Here is a 17,390-nt window from a genome sequence, read left to right as displayed (position 1 = left end):
GGGCTCAGGGGAAGCGTTTGGCGGCGGTCAGGAGGCCGTCGGAGACGGGGAGGAGGGCGGAGACGAGGTTGTCGTCGTCCCGGATGGCGCGGATGACGTCGCGGATGGCGGTGGTGTCGGGGTCGCGGTGGGCGGGGTCGGCGACCCGGCCGTGGCCGAGGGCGCTGGCGAAGGCGACGACGCCGCCGGGGCGGAGCAGGCGCAGGGCCTCGTGCAGGTACGCCGTGTACTCGCGCTTGTCGGCGTCGCAGAAGACCAGGTCGTAGTGGCCGTCGGTGAGCCGGGTGACGACGTCGAGCGCGGAGCCCGCGATCAGCCGGAACCGGTTGGACGGTACGCCGGCGTCCAGGAAGGTCTTGCGGGCCAGCCGCTGGTTCTCGGCGTCGATGTCGACCGTCGTCAGGGTGCCGTCCGGGCGCATCCCGCGGAGCAGTGCCAGGCCGGAGACGCCGGTCCCGGTGCCGATCTCCACCACTGCTTTGGCACCCACCGCGGCCGCGAGCAGGCTCAGCGCGGAGGCGGCGCCGGGACCGATCGGGAACACGCCGCTGTCCGCGGCGCTCGCCCGTGCACCGGTGACGACCTCGTTCTCACCGGTGTAGTCCTCGGCGTAGGCCCAGGACGTGGGGTCGATGCCCGTGGCGATGATGCCCTCCCTGATCGGTGTCGCTGCTGACCCGAAGCCTAGCGTCCCCGGGTCCCGGTTCAGCGTCTCCCGCGCAGGCATTGCGCACTCTTGCTCGTAACTTCGGCGGTTGAGCAGATATGATCTTCCTCGACAGGCAAAGTTGACCCGTCAGGAGAGGGAGGTGCGGGGTGTCAGGACCGGATGACGTCGATCCCGGCTTCCTTGAAGACGGCCAGCTGGGACTCGTCGGCCTGCGCGTCGGTGACGAGCGTGTCGATCTCGGTCAGCTCGCAGATCCGGGCGAACGCGCGCTGGCCGAGCTTGGACGAGTCGGCCACCACGACCACCTTGGCGGCCCGGCTGACGATCAGCTGGTTGATGTTCGCCTCGCCCTCGTGGTGGGCGGTGGCACCGGTCTCGTCGATCCCGTCGACGCCGATGAAGGCGATGTCCAGCGACAGGTCGGCCAGGATCCGGTGCGACAGCGGGCCGATCATCTCGTACGACTGCGGCCGGGCCACGCCGCCGGTCAGCACCATCTTGACGTGCGGCCGGACGATCAGCTCGTTGGCGATGTTCAGTGCGTTGGTGACGAGCGTGAAGGCCGGCTCGCCGTGCTCGGCGGACAGCTCCGGCCGGGTCGCCAGCGTGCGCGCCACCTCGGAGATGGTGGTGCCGCCGTTCATCCCGATCACCATGCCGCGCCGGACCAGAGTGGCCGCGGCCTGCGCAATGCGCTGCTTCTCCGACGCGAAACGCGCAGTCTTGTAGCGCAGCGGAAGGTCGTAGGAGACCGCGTTGGCGACGGCGCCGCCGCGGGTCCGGGTGAGCAGCTGCTGCTTGCCGAGGTGGTCGAGATCGCGCCGGATCGTCGCCGCCGAGACGTGCAACTGCTCGGCGAGCTCGTCGACATCGATGGCGCCCTTTTCCGCGAGCGACTCGAGCAACGTGTTCAGCCGTTCATAACGCTTCACCCGGGGGTCCTCCTCAAACAGCACACAATCGGTCAGCCGGACGGCTGCCGGTTGGCACCATTCGATCACGTTCGAGCAGTTTCGACCATTACAAGTCCGGAGAAGACATGACAGATACGTCATTTGTGCGCGATACGCCGTATGTGAGTACCGAAATCGCCACCCAGCCGGTTCTCTGGCGGCAGGTCGCGGACGGTTACGCGCAGTACGGTGACGCGTTGCCCAAGCCCGGACAGCGGGTTGCCGCCGTCGGCTGCGGCACCTCGTGGTTCATGGCGATGGCGTACGCAGCATTGCGCGAAGACCTCGGCCTGGGCGAGACCGACGCGTTCGCCGGCTCGGAGTTCCCGGCCGGGCGCTCGTACGACGCGGTGGTGGTGATCAGCCGCTCGGGGACGACCACCGAGATCCTCGACCTGGTCCGTACCACCGATCTGCCGACGATCGCGATCACCGCGACCCAGGGCTCGCCGATCGTGGAGCTGGCCGACCACACGATCATGCTCGACTTCGCCGACGAGCAGTCCGTCGTACAGACCCGGTTCGCCACCACGACGCTGGCGCTGCTGCGCGCGTCGCTCGGCGAGGACCTGTCGAAGGCGGCCGCCGATGCCGAGAAGGCGCTGACGTACGACGTGGACGACCTGGCGAAACTGGAGCAGGTCACGTACGTCGGGACGCGGTGGACCGTCGGACTCGCGCACGAGGCCGGTCTGAAGCAGCGCGAGGCGGCGTCGGCGTGGACCGAGGCGTACCCGGCGATGGACTACCGGCACGGCCCGATCGCGATCGCCCAGCCCGGCCGCGGCGTGTGGATCTTCGGCGAGGCCCCGGCCGGTCTGCTCGACGACGTGGCGGCCACCGGCGCCACGATCGTGCACCACCCGGACCTCGACCCGATGGCGTCCCTGGTGGTCGCCCAGCGGGTCGCCGTCGCCAAGTCCCTCGCGCTCGGCCTCAACCCGGACCAGCCGCGCAGCCTCAGCCGCTCGGTCATCCTTGACTAGGAGCTGGCAACTGCTGCGGGATGACTGCGGCTGAGCAGACCGAGCCCCGAAGCAGCGATCAAGCCAGCTGCTACGAGTAGGAGGGCGGCGTGGGTGCCGACGACAGGCACCAGTACGCCGCCCGCTGCTTGACCAATGGCGGCAGTGCCTACCCGGAGGCTGGCTGCTGTGGTGCTGACGCGGCCCTGCAGCTCTAGTGGGCTGTACTGCTGACGCGCGGCGAACATGGCCGGAAGCATCGGACCTTCGACGAGGCCGGTGGCTAGCGCGAGCACCAAGAGGACCACGAGACTGCCGGCGAGCGTCCACGACGCCATGGCCAGGCCGTACGCGGCCACGGCGGCGATCACGACCAACTCAGGACGCCAACGGCTCTGCCAGCGCCCGAGCAGTACGGCGGTCGTGACGCTGCCGATCTCGAGTGCTGTCCACAGGTACCCGGCTGCAGCTCGCGATGCGCCCAGGGACTGCATGTGCAGCGGCAGTGTGATCAGGAGGAAGCCTGTCGCTCCCATGACGGCTGTGGAGGTCAGGGTCGATGCGCGGAGCCGAGGACTGCGGGCCAGATGCGACAGGCCGCCGAGGACCGAGGCAAGCAACGGCTGACGGTCCTTCGGTGCGACAGCCGGTGGCAGTGCGGGCAGCCGGCTGATGACGAGAATGCTGGTGATCGCAGTGACCACGATGACAGCACCTGCCGCTTCGACGGACACTGCTGCCGCGATGGTGGCCGCAGCTGCCGGGCCTGCGATGGTCGCCGCGCCGAAGCTGGCCGCCTCCAACGAGTTGGCGCCCGCCAGGAGCGGTTGCGGTACGAGACTCGGGAGCATGCTGGTGAAACCGCCGCTCACCAGCGGCAGCGTCGTACCGGCTACGGCGGCCAGTGCCGGGGTGATCCAGTGCGGTCCGTGTCCGGTGACGGCTAGCAGGCCTAGCATCACCGCGGCGACGAGGACTTGGTTCAGTGCGATCGCCGCACGGCGGTGATGGGTGCGGTCGAGCCATGCACCGAGCAGGGGACCTGTCGCGATCGCCGGAAGCGCGTAGGCCGCTCCGGTCAGCCCCGCGAGTCCAGGGCTGTCTGTGCGCTCCAGGACGAGCAGGACGATCGTGAACACGACCATCTCGGCGCCGAGGCGCGCGAGCGTCGCGGCTCCGTAGTACGCGGCCATACCTTTGGTGGAGAGCAGCTCGTGCATCGAGATTCTCCGTAACGCATAGATGGTTGTTACGCGTTACGCTAGCAAAGGCGTTACGATCGGTCGAGTGGAAAGCTTGCAGACCCCGGACCGGCTGATCCAGCTGGCCGTCGACCTGGTCAACACCCGCACGATGGACCCGGAGCAACTGACCTCGACTACAGCGCTGAGCCGGTTCCTGCTGGAGCACGGTGAGCCCACCGCCGAGGTCGACGAAGCGGATCTCGCAGCGGTCAAGGCTGTTCGCGAGCGATTGCGGCCGGTCTTCCATGCCGAGCCGGGCGAAGCGGCCCGGATCCTCAACGCACTGCTCGCCGAGTACGCCGTACGGCCGTATCTGTCGGATCATGACGGCGCGTCCTGGCATCTGCATGTCGCGAAGCCCGGGGCGAGCTGGGCCGAATGGCTCGCCGCCGGTACTGCGCTCGGCCTGGCCGGATTCGCCGCCGGGCACGGGTTCCAGGCGATCGATACCTGCGCTGCGCCCGACTGCGAGCGGGTCTTCGTCAACCCGGCCGAACGCCGGCCGCGCCGGTTCTGCACCCCGACGTGCTCCAGCCGGACCCGCGTCGCGTCGTACCGCGCTCGGCAATCTCACCCGAACGCTAGGCAATCTCTCAGGAAACAGTTCTAGGATCCTCGGAGATCCGGAGTTCTCCGGGCGGAGGAGGAGCGGCGCGTGAGTCACACCGTGGTGGCAGAGCTGGTGGCGAACGTCCAGACGATCATCGCCAAGGCCGGGGACACGGTGGGTCCGGAGGACACCCTCGTCATCCTCGAGTCGATGAAGATGGAGATCCCGGTGCTGGCCGAAGTGGCCGGCACCATCCTCGAGCTGAAGGTCTCCGAGGGCGAAGTCGTCCGCGACGGCGACCCGATCGCCGTGATCGAAGAGAACTAGCGGTGTGTCTCGTGGACAGCTTGGCACCGGCGGCGCCCAGGCGGGCACCTCGCGGCGGCGGAGGAAAGGGCACGATGGAAAAGCATCGAGCCCTGTCCTCCGCCTTGCGATGCACCCACCTGGACACCGCCGGCACTCAAGCTCTCCACGAGACACACCGCTGGCGTTCAACCGAAATGGCCGCTCATACGTCTTGTACTACGAGGAACACCGCGGGGCCGGGGAACTTCCCGGTTGCGGGGGCCGTTGACTCGTCGTACTGGCATCCCAGGGTCCGACCAGGGTGTACCCGACGTGCGAAGAGGACGGTGAACGCGGCACCATGGTGTTCTCACTCGTTGCCGAGCGGACCCAGGGAGGTGTTGTCGTGAAGCCGATCGACACCTCCGTGGCGCCGGCTCCCCAGCCCCAGCCCGTGGTCGAGACGCTGCCCTCCTGGGACGAGATCGTCCGGACGCACTCCGCCCGCGTGTACCGGCTGGCCTACCGGCTGACCGGTAACAAGCACGACGCCGAGGACCTGACCCAGGAAGTGTTCGTCCGGGTCTTCCGCTCGCTGTCGTCGTACACACCGGGCACGTTCGAGGGCTGGCTCTACCGGATCACCACCAACCTCTTCCTGGACGGCGCCCGCCGCCGGCAGCGGATCCGTTTCGACGGGCTGCCGGACGACGCGCACGACCGGCTGCCGTCCAAGGGCTCGGGCCCGGCCGAGAAGCTGGACTCCGACCTGTTCGACCACGATGTGCAGGGCGCACTGGACGCGCTGCCGGAGGACTTCCGGGCAGCCGTCGTGCTCTGCGACATCGAGGGCATGACGTACGACGAGATCGCCGATGTGCTGGACGTGAAGCTGGGGACCGTCCGGAGCCGGATCCACCGAGGCCGTTCGATGCTGCGCAAACACCTCGAGCACCGCGCGCCTCGCGAAGGTCAGACCCGTGTCAGTGGCCCGTCCGCCGACGGACCGTCACTCGCCGGAGGTGACGACCGGTGACGCTGCAACATCCCCTGGACAAGCTGAGCGCCGTCGTGGACGGCGAGCTGGACCACGACTCGCGGGACAAGGTCCTGAGTCACCTGGTCAGCTGTGAGACCTGCCGTAGTGAGGTCGACGCCCAGCGTCGGCTCAAGGGGCGCCTGGCCGCAGCCGCTCCGATGGAGCCGTCCAGCGACCTGATGCAGCGACTGCTGGGTGTGCCGTCGTTCTCGACCGAGCCGCGCGAAGAGGTGCGGCCGGTGGTGACGCCGGTGGTCTCCCTGTTCCCGCAGCGCTCGGCGTTCCCGGCTGCCCGCACCGGTGCGACCCGGCCGGGCTCCCGAGTCAGCCGCGCCCGCCGGCGTACCGGCGTACTGGGTGCGGCCGGTTCTGCTGCCGCAGTGGCTTCACTGCTCGGTACTGCGTTCGTGCTCGGCGACCCGGCGCGCACCGAGCGGCCGCCGGTGCTGCAGCCGCCAGTGGCGAGCTTCTCGGCCGACCATGCCGCTGCGACCAACGGCACGCCGTTCACCGACCCGGTCGCCATGCTGAACTCCTTCAACGGGACGGGGTACGCAGGGCTGAGCCCGACGCTCCAGCCGGTGGCCCTCGCGGGACGCTGAGCAGTGAGCCTCTCCCGGCTCGCCGTCCTGGTCAGCACCGCACTGATCGGCTTCGGCCTGCCTATGCCCGCAGCCGTCGCCGCACCGCGTGAAGACTCACCGACCGCGGTCAACTGGCTGGAACGCGCTGCCGCTGCACCCGACAACGTGTCGTACCACGGCACGCAGATCATCACCTCCTGGGGACCGGCCGGGGCGAGCTCGGCGATGCTCGACATCGTCCATGCGGCCTCGCAGGGGTCGGAGATCTCAGTAGTCGGCTCTGGTTCCTCACCAGGCGCGAAGGCGTTCGTGCAGCGAGCCAGTCACACAGTGGGGCCCACTGTGGATGGTGGGCCGCTAGCGCTGCTCAAAGCGACGTACGAGCTGACCTACAAGTGCTGCACGGACACCATCGGGCGGTCCGCAGTACTGGTTGAAGCGCTGCGTGGTGACAAGACACTGGCGGCGCGCTTCTGGATCGACAAGGCGACCGGCTTGCTCCTGCAGCGGCAGTTGTTCAGCCCGGACGGCAAGACGATGGTCCGGGCGACTGTGTTCACCGATCTGGAGATCGAGGACTCCGAGTTCCTCGGGCACCTGCCGCCGATGGCTCCAAGTGGGGTTGAGGCGATTGGGATGAGCAAAGTCGACAGCCTTCGGTCCGAGGGGTGGACGTGCGCCGCGTCGCTTCCGTCCGACCTGCAGTTGTACGACGTACATCAGGACACCTCGTCGAAGTCGCTGCAGTTCTCGTACTCCGACGGGTTGTTCAACGTCTCGCTGTTCGAGCAGCGCGGAGAGCTGGATCCTGCTGCACTGGTTGGCTACACAGCGATCAAGACGGACGAGGGGGCACAGGTCTACCAGCGCTACGGGATGCCGTCGTACGCGATGTGGTCGTCCAACGGGATCGTGTACACGCTGGTCGGGGATCTGCCGTACGACCAGTTGACTCGGGTGGTCGCGGCCTTCCCGCATCAGCCGCCACCTACTGTGACGGCGGTCGAACGGATGGGTACCGGACTGGCCAAAATGGCGAAGTGGCTCACGCCGATGGGTGCGCTCTCCTGGAAGCTGGGATAATCAATTCTGGGAGTACCTACCGGAACCCCGACCGAACCAACCACGACGTGAGGCGGCCACCGTGAACTGGGATGACGCCGAACCGACAGTCCGTACGCCGATCGACCCGGCCGACCCGGAACCCACCCGCGTCCTGCCCCCCGAACGGCCGACCGCGGGCCCTGTCGTACCCCCCACCCCACCCACCAGTACGCCGGCGCCCGCTTCTTCTGGTGCTCCTCTGCCGAGTCCGGGAGGCAGTGCGCCGTATCGGCAGGCGCCGGCTCGGTCGGTGACTCAGCGGAGCTTCGGGCGGCCGGAGCCGCTGGAGAGTGGCGGGTTCCGCCCGGCGTACCAGGGACAGGCCTGGCCGACCCGGCAACCGACGTACACCCCGCCTCCGCCGCTCGACTGGCACCAGCAGCAGGCCCGGGCGTACACCCCGGCGCCGCCGCCGAAGGGCAACCGCACCATCCTGATCGCCGCCATCGTCGCGCTGATCGTCGGCCTGATCGCCGGCACCGGCGCCGCGGTGACCGTCGTCGCGCTGGACAACAACGGCCCGATCGACGACCCGAGTGGCCCCGCGATCGGCGTCGGCACCGACCCGAAGATCCGCACCGGCTCCGTCTCGGCGGTCGCGGCGACGCTGCTGCCGAGCGTCGTCCAGCTGAATGTCGAGGGCGAGGACAACTCGGCCGCCACCGGCTCCGGGTTCGCGATCGACACCGCCGGACACATTCTCACCAACAACCACGTCGTCGCGGCCGCCGCGAAGGGCGGCTCGATCCAGGTGGTGACGCAGAGCGGCAAGACGGCGACCGCCCGGCTCGTCGGCCGCTCCCCGGCGTACGACCTGGCCGTGGTCCAGGTGAACGGGCTGGACGCGCCGTCGGTGCAGTTCGGCCAGTCGGAGCAGGCGATCGTCGGGCAGGACGTCGTCGCGATCGGTTCGCCGCTCGGGCTCGCCGGGACGGTCACTTCCGGGATCGTCTCGGCGAAGAACCGTCCGGTCACGGCCGGCGGCGAGGGCGAGATCTCGTACATCAGCGCGTTGCAGACCGACGCGGCGATCAACCCGGGCAACTCGGGCGGGCCGCTGGTCGACATGAACGCGAAGGTGATCGGGATCAACTCGGCGATCGCGACCGTTCGTGGTGCCGAGGAAGGCCAAAGCGGGAGTATCGGGCTGGGCTTCGCGATCCCGATCGACCAGGCACGGCGTACTGCGCAGCAGCTGATCGAGTCCGGGAAGGCGTTCTACCCGGTGATCGGCGCGAACGTGGACATGAACTTCGAGGGCGGCGCGCGGGTCACCGACGTGACCGCCGCCTCGCCCGCGTCCCGGGTCGGGCTGCGGACCGGCGATGTGATCACCAAGATCAACAGCCAGGCGGTGGACAGCGCGGAAGCCCTGATCGTGGCGATCCGCACCCATCGCCCCGGCGAGACCGTCCGGCTGGAGTTCGAACGCGGCGGCAAACCCCGCCAGGTCACCGTCACCCTGGGCCAGCAGACGGGCTGACCTGGGAGCGGCGTACGGGCTGGGCCGGGGGACGGGCTGACCGGGTGCGGGCTACGCTGTCCGCGGTGCATCTGTCGGTAGTGGGAGAGGTGGGGACATGTTCGGCGTGGGGCCACTCGAGCTCGTCGTGATCGCGATCGTCGCCGTGCTCGTCTTCGGCCCTGACCGGCTGCCGGAGTTCGCCCGGACGGCGGGCCGGCTGCTGCGGCAGGTCCGGCAGATGGTCAACAACGCGCAGAACGATCTCCGCAACGAGCTCGGCCCGGAGTTCGCCGACCTGGATGTCCGCGATCTCAACCCGCGCAGCTTCGTCCGCAAGCACCTGCTCGAGGGCATGGACGACGACGACTTCGACAAGCCCGTCTCGTCCATGGACCTGGCCACCCCCGAGCGCCTCCCGGCCGGCCAACGAGCCCCCTACGACCCCGAGTCGACCTAACCTCCGGCCAGCTGCACGTGCCAGGGCTGTACTCGCACCTGCAGTAGACCCCGTACTACGGATTGGTCGTCCTCGTGCGCCATCCGCACGTACGTCGCCGCGTCGGCAGGCTCCGGGACCTGGATGACCGTCATGCCAGTAGCCATCCCCGGCAGATCGATCGGACCTGCGGCGACCAGCACCCCTTCCTTCTCCAGCCGCTGCAGGAACGCGACATGCTCGGCGAAGTCAGGCTGGGCAAAGATCGATTCACCATCAGGCAACGCCGGCCCCTCGGTGTGGAGCAGCGCTAGCCAGAGGGGACCTTCGCCTCGTAGTACGGGAGTTTCGCCTGAGGCGAGATCCGCGTAACCCGCCAGCACGTGCGGCCAGCCGCGGTTGTACTCCGCGCGCGCAGCAACCGGATCGGTGAAGCGCTCCCAGCCCCGATGTTCGAGCGTGACGAGCACCTGATCGCCAGGCAGTTCGGCGAACGTCACCTCGACCTCGCTCGCCTTCGCCGGATCCGACCCGGGATGCCAGGTGATCCTGAGCCGGCTCGGCGGATCCCAGTCGAGCACCTCGCCCCACACCGCCTCGTCGCCCTCCGGCCCGCGTTCGACCAGCCGCTCCCCGGCGAAGGCAACGGTGGCGTCTTTGCCGTACACGCTGTGCACCCCCATCGGCCACCAAGCCCCGACCTCGGCGGTAAACACCTCGAACGCCGAAGCAGCCGCACCCCGAACCACCACCTGCCGCCGAATCGGCACCAACTCACCCATCAGCAGACTCCTTCTCCTGGTCCTACTCCTCGCCGACCTGACCTTCTTTTTCCGCAACCCGGTCGGCGAACGCAGCCAGAGTTTGATCCCAGGCCCCGACCAGCCACTGCTGCAGAGTGGTAAAACCCTCGGGCGCCAGCGCGTACAAATTGCGCGTCCCGACACTCTGATGCACGACCAGCCCAGCGCCCTCCAGCACCCGCAGATGCTTGCTCACCCCCGGCCGCCCCACCGGCAGCTCCTCTGCCAACTCACCGACCGGCATCGCCCCACGCCGCAACCGCTCGACGATCTGCCGCCGGGTCCGATCACCCAACGCGTCGAGCACCTCATCAACCGCCACTTGGTTACTCATCAGCAACCGTTACTCTAGAGCAACCATTCCGCGAACGCTAGAGGTCACTCGCGAGAAGGTCGTAGGTCACTCGATCGTCCTGGTGGGTCGCGAGACGGAAGGCTTCGCGCTCGCTGCCGACGTACCGGAAGCCGGCCGACTCCGCGACCTTGCGGGCAGCCTTGTTGGTCGCTGCCGTCCGGATCACCAGCCGAGTACCGCCAAAACCACCTTCGCTCGACGCCCCGAAGTACCAGCTAGTCATGCACCGGAGGGCTTCGTTCATCACACCGCGGCCCTGGGCGTCGGGGTGCATCCAGTAGCCGAGTTCGCCGTCACCGTCGCCGCCAAGGTTGAACAGCGTCAGATTGCCGAGCCCGAGATCGGTCGACACGTCCGCGACGCACCAGTTGAGTCGCCGGCCCGCGGCGGCCTGCTCGTCCATGTCCGTCAACCACCAGCGAGCGTCGTCGGCGGTGAACGGTTGCGGGATGAACGGCAGGAAGTGCGCGGTCGCGTGGTTGGTCCGCGCGGCGCTGATCCGGTCGGCCTCGTCGTCCCGCCACATCCGCAACCTGACCCGCGCCGTCTCAAGCACCGGAACCTCCAACCACCGTTGCCGCGCTTCACGCCGATCGCCAGGCAGGATCCATCCGGTCCAGGCATCCGTACGCCGCCCAGCCACCTCCGCCAACCCAGGAATCATCGGCCCCGACCGGAACCCGCAAGCCCAAGCAACCCGCCGAGACGGCCAGTTCCCCACGGCAGCCCACCAATGGATGACGCGGAACCCGCACTCCTCGAATCCGAACGCCAACGCCAACCGCACCGCCCGCGCGGCAACTCCTGCACCACGAGCCCACCGGGCCAATCCGTAGTGCACACTCGCGTTGCCCATCGCATCAGGAACCAGCCCGACCGACCCGGCGTACCGGCCTTGGTACTCGATCACGAACACGAGTTGCGTGCCCGCTGCCCAAGCCTCGGCGATGCCGAAGCCCATCCAGTTCCGCGCATCATCGGCACCGAACGAACCCCCCGGCTCCTCGGTATACCGCTCAACAGCACCAGGCAGATCGGTGTCGAGAGGCGCCCGCAGGCTCACCACACCATCGCTCAGAACGGGAGTTTCGGCGGGAAAGGTCACCCGCCGAAGTCAACACCAAGGAACCGGTCAGCGGCCGACGGGGGAGAGGCCTAGTTGGCGGCCGAGGAGGCCTCGGGGTTTGCCGCCTAGGCGGGTGGCGATCTGGTCGAGGACCTGGGCGGCCGGGGTTTCGGGGTTGGCCATCGCGAGCGGCTGGCCGTTGTCGCCGCCGCTGCGGAGGCGTTCGTCGAGCGGGACCTCGCCAAGCAGCGGGATCTCGTAGCCGAGCCGCTTCGACAGCGTCTCCGCGACCCGGGCGCCGCCGCCGGAACCGAAGATCTCGATCCGGTGCTCGGGACCACAGTGCGGGCAGGGCAGGAACGACATGTTCTCGATCACGCCGGCCACCCGCTGGTGCACCATCTGCGCCATCGTCCCGGCGCGTTCGGCGACCTCGGCCGCGGCCTCCTGCGGCGTCGTCACCACGATCACCTCGGCCGACGTGAGCCGCTGGCCGACCGAGATCGCGATGTCACCGGTGCCGGGCGGCAGGTCGAGGAGCAGTACGTCGAGGTCGCCCCAGTACACGTCGGCGAGCATCTGCACCAGCGCGCGGTCCAGGATCGGCCCGCGCCAGGCGACCACCTGGTCGCGCTTGGGCTTCAGCATGCCGATCGAGATCACCTTCACGCCGTGCGCGGGCACCGGCATGATCATGTCGTCGACCGCGGTCGGCCGCTCGTCCGCGACGCCGAACATCGCCGGGATCGAGTGCCCGTAGATGTCGGCATCCAGTACGCCGACCGACAACCCCTTGGCCGCCATCGCGACCGCCAGGTTCACCGTCACCGACGACTTGCCGACGCCACCCTTGCCGGACGCGATCGCGAACACCTTGGTCAGGGAGTCGGCCCGCGCGAACGGGATCTCCTTCTCGGCCACCCCGCCGCGCAGTTGCGTCTGCAGCGCGGCGCGTTGCTCGGTCGACATCACCCCGAGGTCGATCTCCACCCCGGTGACACCGGCCAGGGCGCTCACCGCGGCGGTCGTGTCCCGCCGCAAGGTGTCCTTCATCGGGCAGCCCGCGACGGTCAGCAGGATCCGCACCGCGACCACGCCGTCCTCGCGGACGACGACCGACTCGACCATTCCGAGCTCGGTGATCGGTTTCTTGATCTCCGGATCCATCACGGAACCGAGCGCAACCGTCACCTGATCAGCAGTAAGACCCATACACCCAGGCTACGTGCTCCCCGTCTACCCCCGAACCGCAGTCCACTGTGAGCTACGCCCGGCAAGGCAACCCTTAGCAACGCCCGTACTGCGAGTGCCGGGCCGACTGGCTCCTGAGCCTGGCAATAGTTCCTCCGAGGTCTCCGCGCACCTCAAGCGTCGCGATCGGAACCATCCGGCCTCGATCGGCAGAAGCCCAGTCGTCTCCTCCGACGGCAACTCTCCTCTCCGCCCCCGGCAGGTGCCTGGTGATTGGGGAGTGGAACCCGCCCGGAATGGGCAGCAGTGCTCCCCATGACGCCCTGGAGATAGGGAGGTGCAGCCCGGTTGCTGGCGATTCGCGGGCGGAAGGAGAAGGAGGCCCGATGATCGGCCGGGTCGTTTGGATGCCCAGAGCGGGGTCCTGTCCGCCTTGACCAGCAGGCTGCTGCCGATCCACCCGAGACGCTATCGCGCTCGCGATATCTGAACCCGTTGTCCGTTGGTGGCTTAGGTTCGAGAGGCCTACACGCACAACATTTTGTCGCAATTTGTTACCTACCAGCCAATGTTTATCCACGAAATGTTGGCTGGAGGCCTGGATTTATCCATGAATGTTGCCTGCGAGGAGACTTGTCCAGGGCGTCTGACGTCCTAGAGTCCGGGGGCTCCGTAGATGGGGAACCAGCGGGAGAGGTCTGGTTCGAAGTTGAGGTCGGGGCCGATGACGGACTTGATCTGGAGTTCGGTGGCGTTGTCGCGGCGGTCGGTGCCGACGGGGACGAACGGGTACCAGGAGCCGCGTTTGTAGAGGTAGACCAGGCCGAGCGACTGGGTGCCGTTGGTGAAGGAGACCAGCGTGCAGAGCAGGGCGTTGCCGAAGCCGGCGTCGACGAGGGACGTGTTGACCGCGTGCAGGTCGGTCACCAGGCCTTCGAGGTCGTCGGGGGAGGTTTCGCGGACCAACCAGGTGAAGCCGTACGAGTCCGTCGTACTGGTGAATTTGCCGTTGTCGAGCGCGAGGAGTTTGTCGACCTCTTCGCGCATCGTCGAGAAGCCGCCGCCTTCGGCTGCTTTGAAGCAGACCGAACCACTCCCGGTCGCGCGGTAGCCTGCCGCCGTCTGCAAGGTGATCGCGGCCGAGGGTAGCGAGAACAGCTGATCGAGATTCGGCGGGACGGCTTTGCTCCGGCCGAGGAGGATATCGAGGAGACCCATAGACCTAAGCTTGCTCGCCCAGTTCGCGGGACAGCACACCGAGCCGGTCGAGGCGTGTCTCGAGCGGCGGGTGGGTGGAGAACAGCGACGAGAGGCTCACGCCCTTGCCGGAGATGGCGGGGGCGAAGAAGAACGCGTTGAAGGCCTCCGCCTGGCGCAGGTCGCGCGACGGTATCCGGGCGATCTCCCCGCTGATCTTGGTGAGCGCCGAAGCCAGCGCCGACGGTCGGCCGGTGAGCATTGCACCGGCCCGGTCCGCGGCGAGTTCCCGATAGCGGGACAGCGCTCGCGTGAGCAGGAACGAGATCGCGTAGACAACGGCCGAGACCGCCACGATGGTCAGCACGATCACCGCGGTGTTCTGATCCCGCCCCCGGCCGCCCATGCCGCTGTACAGCCCGAAGCGCGTGATCAACCCGGCCAGCACACCGAGGAACGAAGCGATCGTCATCACGGCCACGTCGCGGTGTGCCACGTGCGACAGCTCATGCGCGAGCACACCTTCGAGCTCGTCGGCGTCCAGCCGCCGCATGATCCCGGTCGTCACGCAGACGACAGCCTTGTTGGGATTGCGCCCGGTCGCGAACGCGTTCGGCAGGTCCACATCGGCGATCGCAACGCGCGGCTTCGGCATGTCGGCCAGCGCGCACAGCCGGTCGATCGCGCCGTGCAGTTGCGGCGCTTCCTCCGGCGTGACGATCCGCCCGCGCATCGCATACAGCGCGATCCGGTCGGAGAACCAGTACTGCGCGAACAGCATCCCAGCCGCGATCACGACGGCCAGTACGGCGCTGCTCGTCAACGCGATCAGTGCCGCGACGAACGCTACGTACAGCAGCCCCAGCAGAAAGCTGGTCACCACCATCCGGCTGGTCAGCCCACGATCGGGCCTGAAACGAGTCTTCATCCGCCGCCCTCCTTGCTAGCAACCGTAGCGCGGCGGCAAAGACGCTCAGACCCGGTCGTCCTCGCGGTCCTTGTGGTCCAGTTCGGCTAGCAGGGTGCGGAGTTCGGAGCGGAGGAAGTCCCGGGTCGCGACCTCGCCGATGGACATCCGGAGCGCTGCCATCTCGCGCGCCAGGAACTCCATGTCGGCGCGGCTGCGGGCGTCGACGTCGCGGTCGCGTTCGTACTGGACCCGGTCGCGGGCCTCCTGGCGGTTCTGGGCGAGCAGGATCAGCGGAGCGGCGTACGACGCCTGCAGGCTGAGCGCCAGGGTCAGGAAGATGAATGGGTACTGGTCCCAGCGCAGATGCTCCGGCGCGAAGATGTTCCAGCCGACCCAGAGCAGGATCGTCGCGGTCATGTAGACCAGGAACTGGCCGGTGCCGAGGAACCGGGCGATCCGTTCCGACATCCGGCCGAACGCGTCCGCGTCGTACGCGCGCCGCCGGACGATCGTGCGCCGGAGTTCGCGCGGGATGTCCAGCCGGTCGGCGGTCCGGATCAGCCGGCGGTCGTCGGAACTACGGTCGTCACGCGCCATGGTGATCCACCTCCTGCGGTGAGGATTCGCGCCAGTCTTCGGGGAGCAGATGGTCGAGGACGTCGTCAACGGTGACCGCGCCGAGCAGCCGGCCCTCGTCGTCGAGGACGGGCGCCGCGACCAGGTTGTAGGTCGCCAGGTACTTGCTCACGGCATGCAAACTGTCGTCCGCCCGGAGCCCGTCGAGATCGGTGTCGAGGGCAACGGATACCAGCGCCGACGGGGGTTCGCGGAGCAGTCGCTGGATGTGCGCGATCCCGATGAACCGGCCGGTCGGGGTCTCCAGCGGCGGCCTGCAGACATAGATCATCGCGGCCAGCGCCGGGCTCAACTCGGCATTACGAACGTGTGCCAACGCGTCGGCGATCGTCGCGTCGGCGGGCAGAATCACCGGCTCCGACGTCATCAAGCCGCCCGCCGTCCGCTCCTCGTACGTCAGCAGCCGCCGGACATCCTCAGCCTCATCGGGTTCCATCAACGTCAGCAACCGCTCGGCCGTCTCGGTCGGCAACTCCGCGATCAGGTCGGCCGCATCATCCGGTGACATCTCCTCCAGCACGTCCGCCGCCCGCTCGGTATCCAGGCCGGCCAGGATCTCCACCTGGTCATCCTCGGGCAGTTCCTCCAGTACGTCGGCCAACCGCTCGTCATCCAATGCCGAAGCGATCTCCTTGCGCCGCTTGGGCGACAGGTCATGCAGGATCCCCGCCAGGTCGGCCGGTTTCATCGACTCGAACGCCGCCAGGATGTGGGTCGCGCCCTGCCCTTCCTCGGCCTGCCCGAGATCGCTGACGTCCGCCCAGTCCAGCACGTGCGACTGTCCACGCCGCCGGAATCGCTTCGCGCCCTCGGTGACAGCGACCTTGGTCAGCACCCAGTCGCGGGTCCGCCACTGCTCCATCGCCAGGTCGAACACGACCGCCGATGCGCCGGTCTCGCGGATGACGACGGTCCGGTCGAGGAGCTCACCGAGCACCAGTACTTCGGTCGCCCGCTGCTCGAAGCGCCGCATGTTCACCAGACCGGTGGTGATCACGTGACCGGCATCGACCGAGGTGACCCGGGTCATCGGCAGGAAGATCCGCCGCCGGGTGAACACCTCGACCACCAGCCCGAGCACCCGCGGCGGCTGGTGACCCTGTCTGAGCATCACGACGACATCGCGAACCTTGCCGACCTGGTCCCCGTTCGGGTCGTACACCGGGAGACCGGCCAGCCGGGCGATGTAGACGCGCGAAGGAGAGCCGCTCATCCGCGTCCTCGCTTCGCTGCGGGCGCGGCTGAGCGGACCGCCGCACTGTGCCGATTGATGAACTCGCTCCGCTCGTCCATGCTCGAAGGCTAACCGCCCGTACGACGCTCACCCGCACGCCGCAGCGGGATCCGGGTAAATCGCGCTCCGGTCAGGTCAATTTGGGGCGCCGCTTCGAGCGCCGGTGGAACGTGATCGGGCGCTTGCCTCGGGTCGTCGCCGGGCTGCCCGCGGGAGTCTCCAGCCTCGACCGGTCGTCCCATTGCCCTGCCGACTCACTGACCGGGCCCGTCGGCTCCAGGACGAGCAGGTCGGCCTCGGTCTTCCACCGATCGAGCTGCGTCTCCAGCCCGGCCGCATTGAGCCGCTCGGTCCGGAGCACCTGGGCAGCGGCCGTCCACTCGTCACTGCCCGGCTCCAACCGGCGTACGGACGCCTTCCACGCAGCCAACCGGTTCGTCGCGGGCTTCGCCGGTACGACGACGTCGGCCGTCCCCGCCTCGGCCAGGCCCGGCAGGGGTTGCTCGGCACTCCCGGAGCGGTCCGCGAGTACGACGTACGAGCCGTCGACCGTGGCGAACCAGGCCGGCATCGGCCGCCCGCCGCCCCAGGACAGCCAGACGAGCCCGGCCTTCTTCATCACCCCAGCGATCTCCGCCACAGCCTCGTCACTCGTCACAAACCTCAGCCTGTCACAACCAGGTGAGGCGGGACACGGACG

General features: G+C 68.3%; 20 protein-coding genes. 8 read left to right on the top strand and 12 right to left on the bottom strand.

The features are described from left to right. Positions 1–4: 4 nt before the first annotated feature. Positions 5–727, bottom strand: coding sequence for an O-methyltransferase (locus tag ABZ004_RS27190; protein WP_355683892.1), 723 nt, complete (start codon positions 725–727; stop codon positions 5–7). Between the two features lie 92 nt (positions 728–819). Beyond that, positions 820–1,602: a DeoR/GlpR family DNA-binding transcription regulator gene (locus ABZ004_RS27185; RefSeq protein ID WP_355683891.1), complete on the bottom strand. Its 783-nt coding sequence runs from the start codon at positions 1,600–1,602 to the stop codon at positions 820–822. A gap of 107 nt (positions 1,603–1,709) precedes the next feature. On the opposite strand from ABZ004_RS27185, the gene ABZ004_RS27180 reads away from it, so the two are divergent. Beyond that, positions 1,710–2,609: an SIS domain-containing protein gene (locus ABZ004_RS27180; RefSeq protein WP_355683890.1), complete on the top strand. Its 900-nt coding sequence runs from the start codon at positions 1,710–1,712 to the stop codon at positions 2,607–2,609. On the opposite strand, the gene ABZ004_RS27175 is transcribed toward ABZ004_RS27180, so the two are convergent. Next, the gene (locus ABZ004_RS27175; RefSeq protein ID WP_355683889.1) at positions 2,606–3,808 is read right to left on the bottom strand and encodes an MFS transporter; all 1,203 of its coding nucleotides are present in this window, start codon (positions 3,806–3,808) and stop codon (positions 2,606–2,608) included. The two genes, ABZ004_RS27180 and ABZ004_RS27175, sit on opposite strands and share 4 nt — an antisense overlap. Positions 3,809–3,875: 67 nt before the next feature. Here ABZ004_RS27175 and ABZ004_RS27170 point away from each other — a divergent pair, with 67 nt between their 5' ends. From ABZ004_RS27170 to ABZ004_RS27140, 7 genes are all read left to right on the top strand, one after another. Then, positions 3,876–4,442: a CGNR zinc finger domain-containing protein gene (locus ABZ004_RS27170; RefSeq protein ID WP_355683888.1), complete on the top strand. Its 567-nt coding sequence runs from the start codon at positions 3,876–3,878 to the stop codon at positions 4,440–4,442. A 45-nt stretch (positions 4,443–4,487) separates the two neighbouring features. Then, positions 4,488–4,709 (top strand): biotin/lipoyl-binding carrier protein, encoded by a 222-nt coding sequence (locus ABZ004_RS27165; protein ID WP_355683887.1) that lies wholly within the window; start codon positions 4,488–4,490, stop codon positions 4,707–4,709. A 322-nt stretch (positions 4,710–5,031) separates the two neighbouring features. Continuing rightward, on the top strand, positions 5,032–5,706 hold the full coding sequence (sigE, locus tag ABZ004_RS27160; RefSeq protein ID WP_355683886.1) for an RNA polymerase sigma factor SigE: 675 nt from the start codon (positions 5,032–5,034) through the stop codon (positions 5,704–5,706). Continuing rightward, positions 5,703–6,311 carry a zf-HC2 domain-containing protein gene (locus ABZ004_RS27155; protein WP_355683885.1) on the top strand — a complete coding sequence of 203 codons (609 nt, stop codon included), beginning with the start codon at positions 5,703–5,705 and terminating at the stop codon, positions 6,309–6,311. The genes sigE and ABZ004_RS27155 overlap by 4 nt, the downstream gene beginning before the upstream one ends. A 3-nt stretch (positions 6,312–6,314) precedes the next feature. Then, entirely contained in the window at positions 6,315–7,376 is a 1,062-nt protein-coding gene (locus ABZ004_RS27150; RefSeq protein WP_355683884.1) for a transcriptional regulator, read from the top strand. 61 nt (positions 7,377–7,437) lie between these two features. Further along, on the top strand, positions 7,438–8,880 hold the full coding sequence (locus ABZ004_RS27145; protein WP_355683883.1) for a trypsin-like peptidase domain-containing protein: 1,443 nt from the start codon (positions 7,438–7,440) through the stop codon (positions 8,878–8,880). 97 nt (positions 8,881–8,977) lie between these two features. After that, positions 8,978–9,319: a sec-independent translocase gene (locus tag ABZ004_RS27140; protein WP_355683882.1), complete on the top strand. Its 342-nt coding sequence runs from the start codon at positions 8,978–8,980 to the stop codon at positions 9,317–9,319. Here the strand turns inward: ABZ004_RS27140 and ABZ004_RS27135 are convergent. The 9 genes from ABZ004_RS27135 to ABZ004_RS27095 form a co-directional block, all read right to left on the bottom strand. After that, the gene (locus ABZ004_RS27135) at positions 9,316–10,080 is read right to left on the bottom strand and encodes an SRPBCC domain-containing protein (protein ID WP_355683881.1); all 765 of its coding nucleotides are present in this window, start codon (positions 10,078–10,080) and stop codon (positions 9,316–9,318) included. The genes ABZ004_RS27140 and ABZ004_RS27135 overlap by 4 nt on opposite strands. A gap of 22 nt (positions 10,081–10,102) precedes the next feature. Continuing rightward, entirely contained in the window at positions 10,103–10,435 is a 333-nt protein-coding gene (locus ABZ004_RS27130) for a metalloregulator ArsR/SmtB family transcription factor (protein ID WP_355683880.1), read from the bottom strand. Positions 10,436–10,472: 37 nt separating this feature from the next. Further along, the gene (locus ABZ004_RS27125; RefSeq protein WP_355683879.1) at positions 10,473–11,561 is read right to left on the bottom strand and encodes a GNAT family protein; all 1,089 of its coding nucleotides are present in this window, start codon (positions 11,559–11,561) and stop codon (positions 10,473–10,475) included. A gap of 27 nt (positions 11,562–11,588) precedes the next feature. Then, entirely contained in the window at positions 11,589–12,734 is a 1,146-nt protein-coding gene (locus ABZ004_RS27120; RefSeq protein ID WP_355683878.1) for an Mrp/NBP35 family ATP-binding protein, read from the bottom strand. A 633-nt stretch (positions 12,735–13,367) separates the two neighbouring features. After that, positions 13,368–13,931, bottom strand: a complete 564-nt coding sequence (locus tag ABZ004_RS27115; RefSeq protein ID WP_355683877.1) for a hypothetical protein — start codon at positions 13,929–13,931, stop codon at positions 13,368–13,370. 4 nt (positions 13,932–13,935) lie between these two features. Then, positions 13,936–14,838, bottom strand: a complete 903-nt coding sequence (gene htpX / locus ABZ004_RS27110) for a zinc metalloprotease HtpX (RefSeq protein ID WP_355683876.1) — start codon at positions 14,836–14,838, stop codon at positions 13,936–13,938. Positions 14,839–14,883: 45 nt separating this feature from the next. Then, entirely contained in the window at positions 14,884–15,417 is a 534-nt protein-coding gene (locus ABZ004_RS27105; RefSeq protein WP_355683875.1) for a DUF1003 domain-containing protein, read from the bottom strand. Next, positions 15,407–16,669, bottom strand: a complete 1,263-nt coding sequence (locus ABZ004_RS27100; protein ID WP_355683874.1) for a CBS domain-containing protein — start codon at positions 16,667–16,669, stop codon at positions 15,407–15,409. The genes ABZ004_RS27105 and ABZ004_RS27100 overlap by 11 nt, the downstream gene beginning before the upstream one ends. A 151-nt stretch (positions 16,670–16,820) precedes the next feature. Beyond that, on the bottom strand, positions 16,821–17,348 hold the full coding sequence (locus tag ABZ004_RS27095) for a hypothetical protein (protein WP_355683873.1): 528 nt from the start codon (positions 17,346–17,348) through the stop codon (positions 16,821–16,823). Positions 17,349–17,390 lie beyond the last annotated feature (42 nt).

This window comes from Kribbella sp. NPDC006257 (assembly GCF_040613535.1).
Classification (GTDB): Bacteria; Actinomycetota; Actinomycetes; order Propionibacteriales; family Kribbellaceae; genus Kribbella.
Note: the sequence above shows the minus strand (reverse complement) of the source record. Positions and strands in the feature narration are given on the sequence as shown.

What these genes read in the sequence shown, in the direction of transcription:
- ABZ004_RS27190 (WP_355683892.1), bottom strand. Translation starts at nt 727, where the DNA reads ATGCCTGCGCGGGAGACGCTGAACCGGGACCCGGGGACGCTAGGCTTC.
- ABZ004_RS27105 (WP_355683875.1), bottom strand. Translation starts at nt 15,417, where the DNA reads ATGGCGCGTGACGACCGTAGTTCCGACGACCGCCGGCTGATCCGGACC.
- ABZ004_RS27140 (WP_355683882.1), top strand. Translation starts at nt 8,978, where the DNA reads ATGTTCGGCGTGGGGCCACTCGAGCTCGTCGTGATCGCGATCGTCGCC.
- ABZ004_RS27115 (WP_355683877.1), bottom strand. Translation starts at nt 13,931, where the DNA reads ATGGGTCTCCTCGATATCCTCCTCGGCCGGAGCAAAGCCGTCCCGCCG.
- ABZ004_RS27130 (WP_355683880.1), bottom strand. Translation starts at nt 10,435, where the DNA reads ATGAGTAACCAAGTGGCGGTTGATGAGGTGCTCGACGCGTTGGGTGAT.
- ABZ004_RS27135 (WP_355683881.1), bottom strand. Translation starts at nt 10,080, where the DNA reads ATGGGTGAGTTGGTGCCGATTCGGCGGCAGGTGGTGGTTCGGGGTGCG.
- ABZ004_RS27100 (WP_355683874.1), bottom strand. Translation starts at nt 16,669, where the DNA reads ATGAGCGGCTCTCCTTCGCGCGTCTACATCGCCCGGCTGGCCGGTCTC.
- sigE (WP_355683886.1), top strand. Translation starts at nt 5,032, where the DNA reads ATGGTGTTCTCACTCGTTGCCGAGCGGACCCAGGGAGGTGTTGTCGTG.
- ABZ004_RS27120 (WP_355683878.1), bottom strand. Translation starts at nt 12,734, where the DNA reads ATGGGTCTTACTGCTGATCAGGTGACGGTTGCGCTCGGTTCCGTGATG.
- ABZ004_RS27180 (WP_355683890.1), top strand. Translation starts at nt 1,710, where the DNA reads ATGACAGATACGTCATTTGTGCGCGATACGCCGTATGTGAGTACCGAA.
- ABZ004_RS27175 (WP_355683889.1), bottom strand. Translation starts at nt 3,808, where the DNA reads ATGCACGAGCTGCTCTCCACCAAAGGTATGGCCGCGTACTACGGAGCC.
- htpX (WP_355683876.1), bottom strand. Translation starts at nt 14,838, where the DNA reads ATGAAGACTCGTTTCAGGCCCGATCGTGGGCTGACCAGCCGGATGGTG.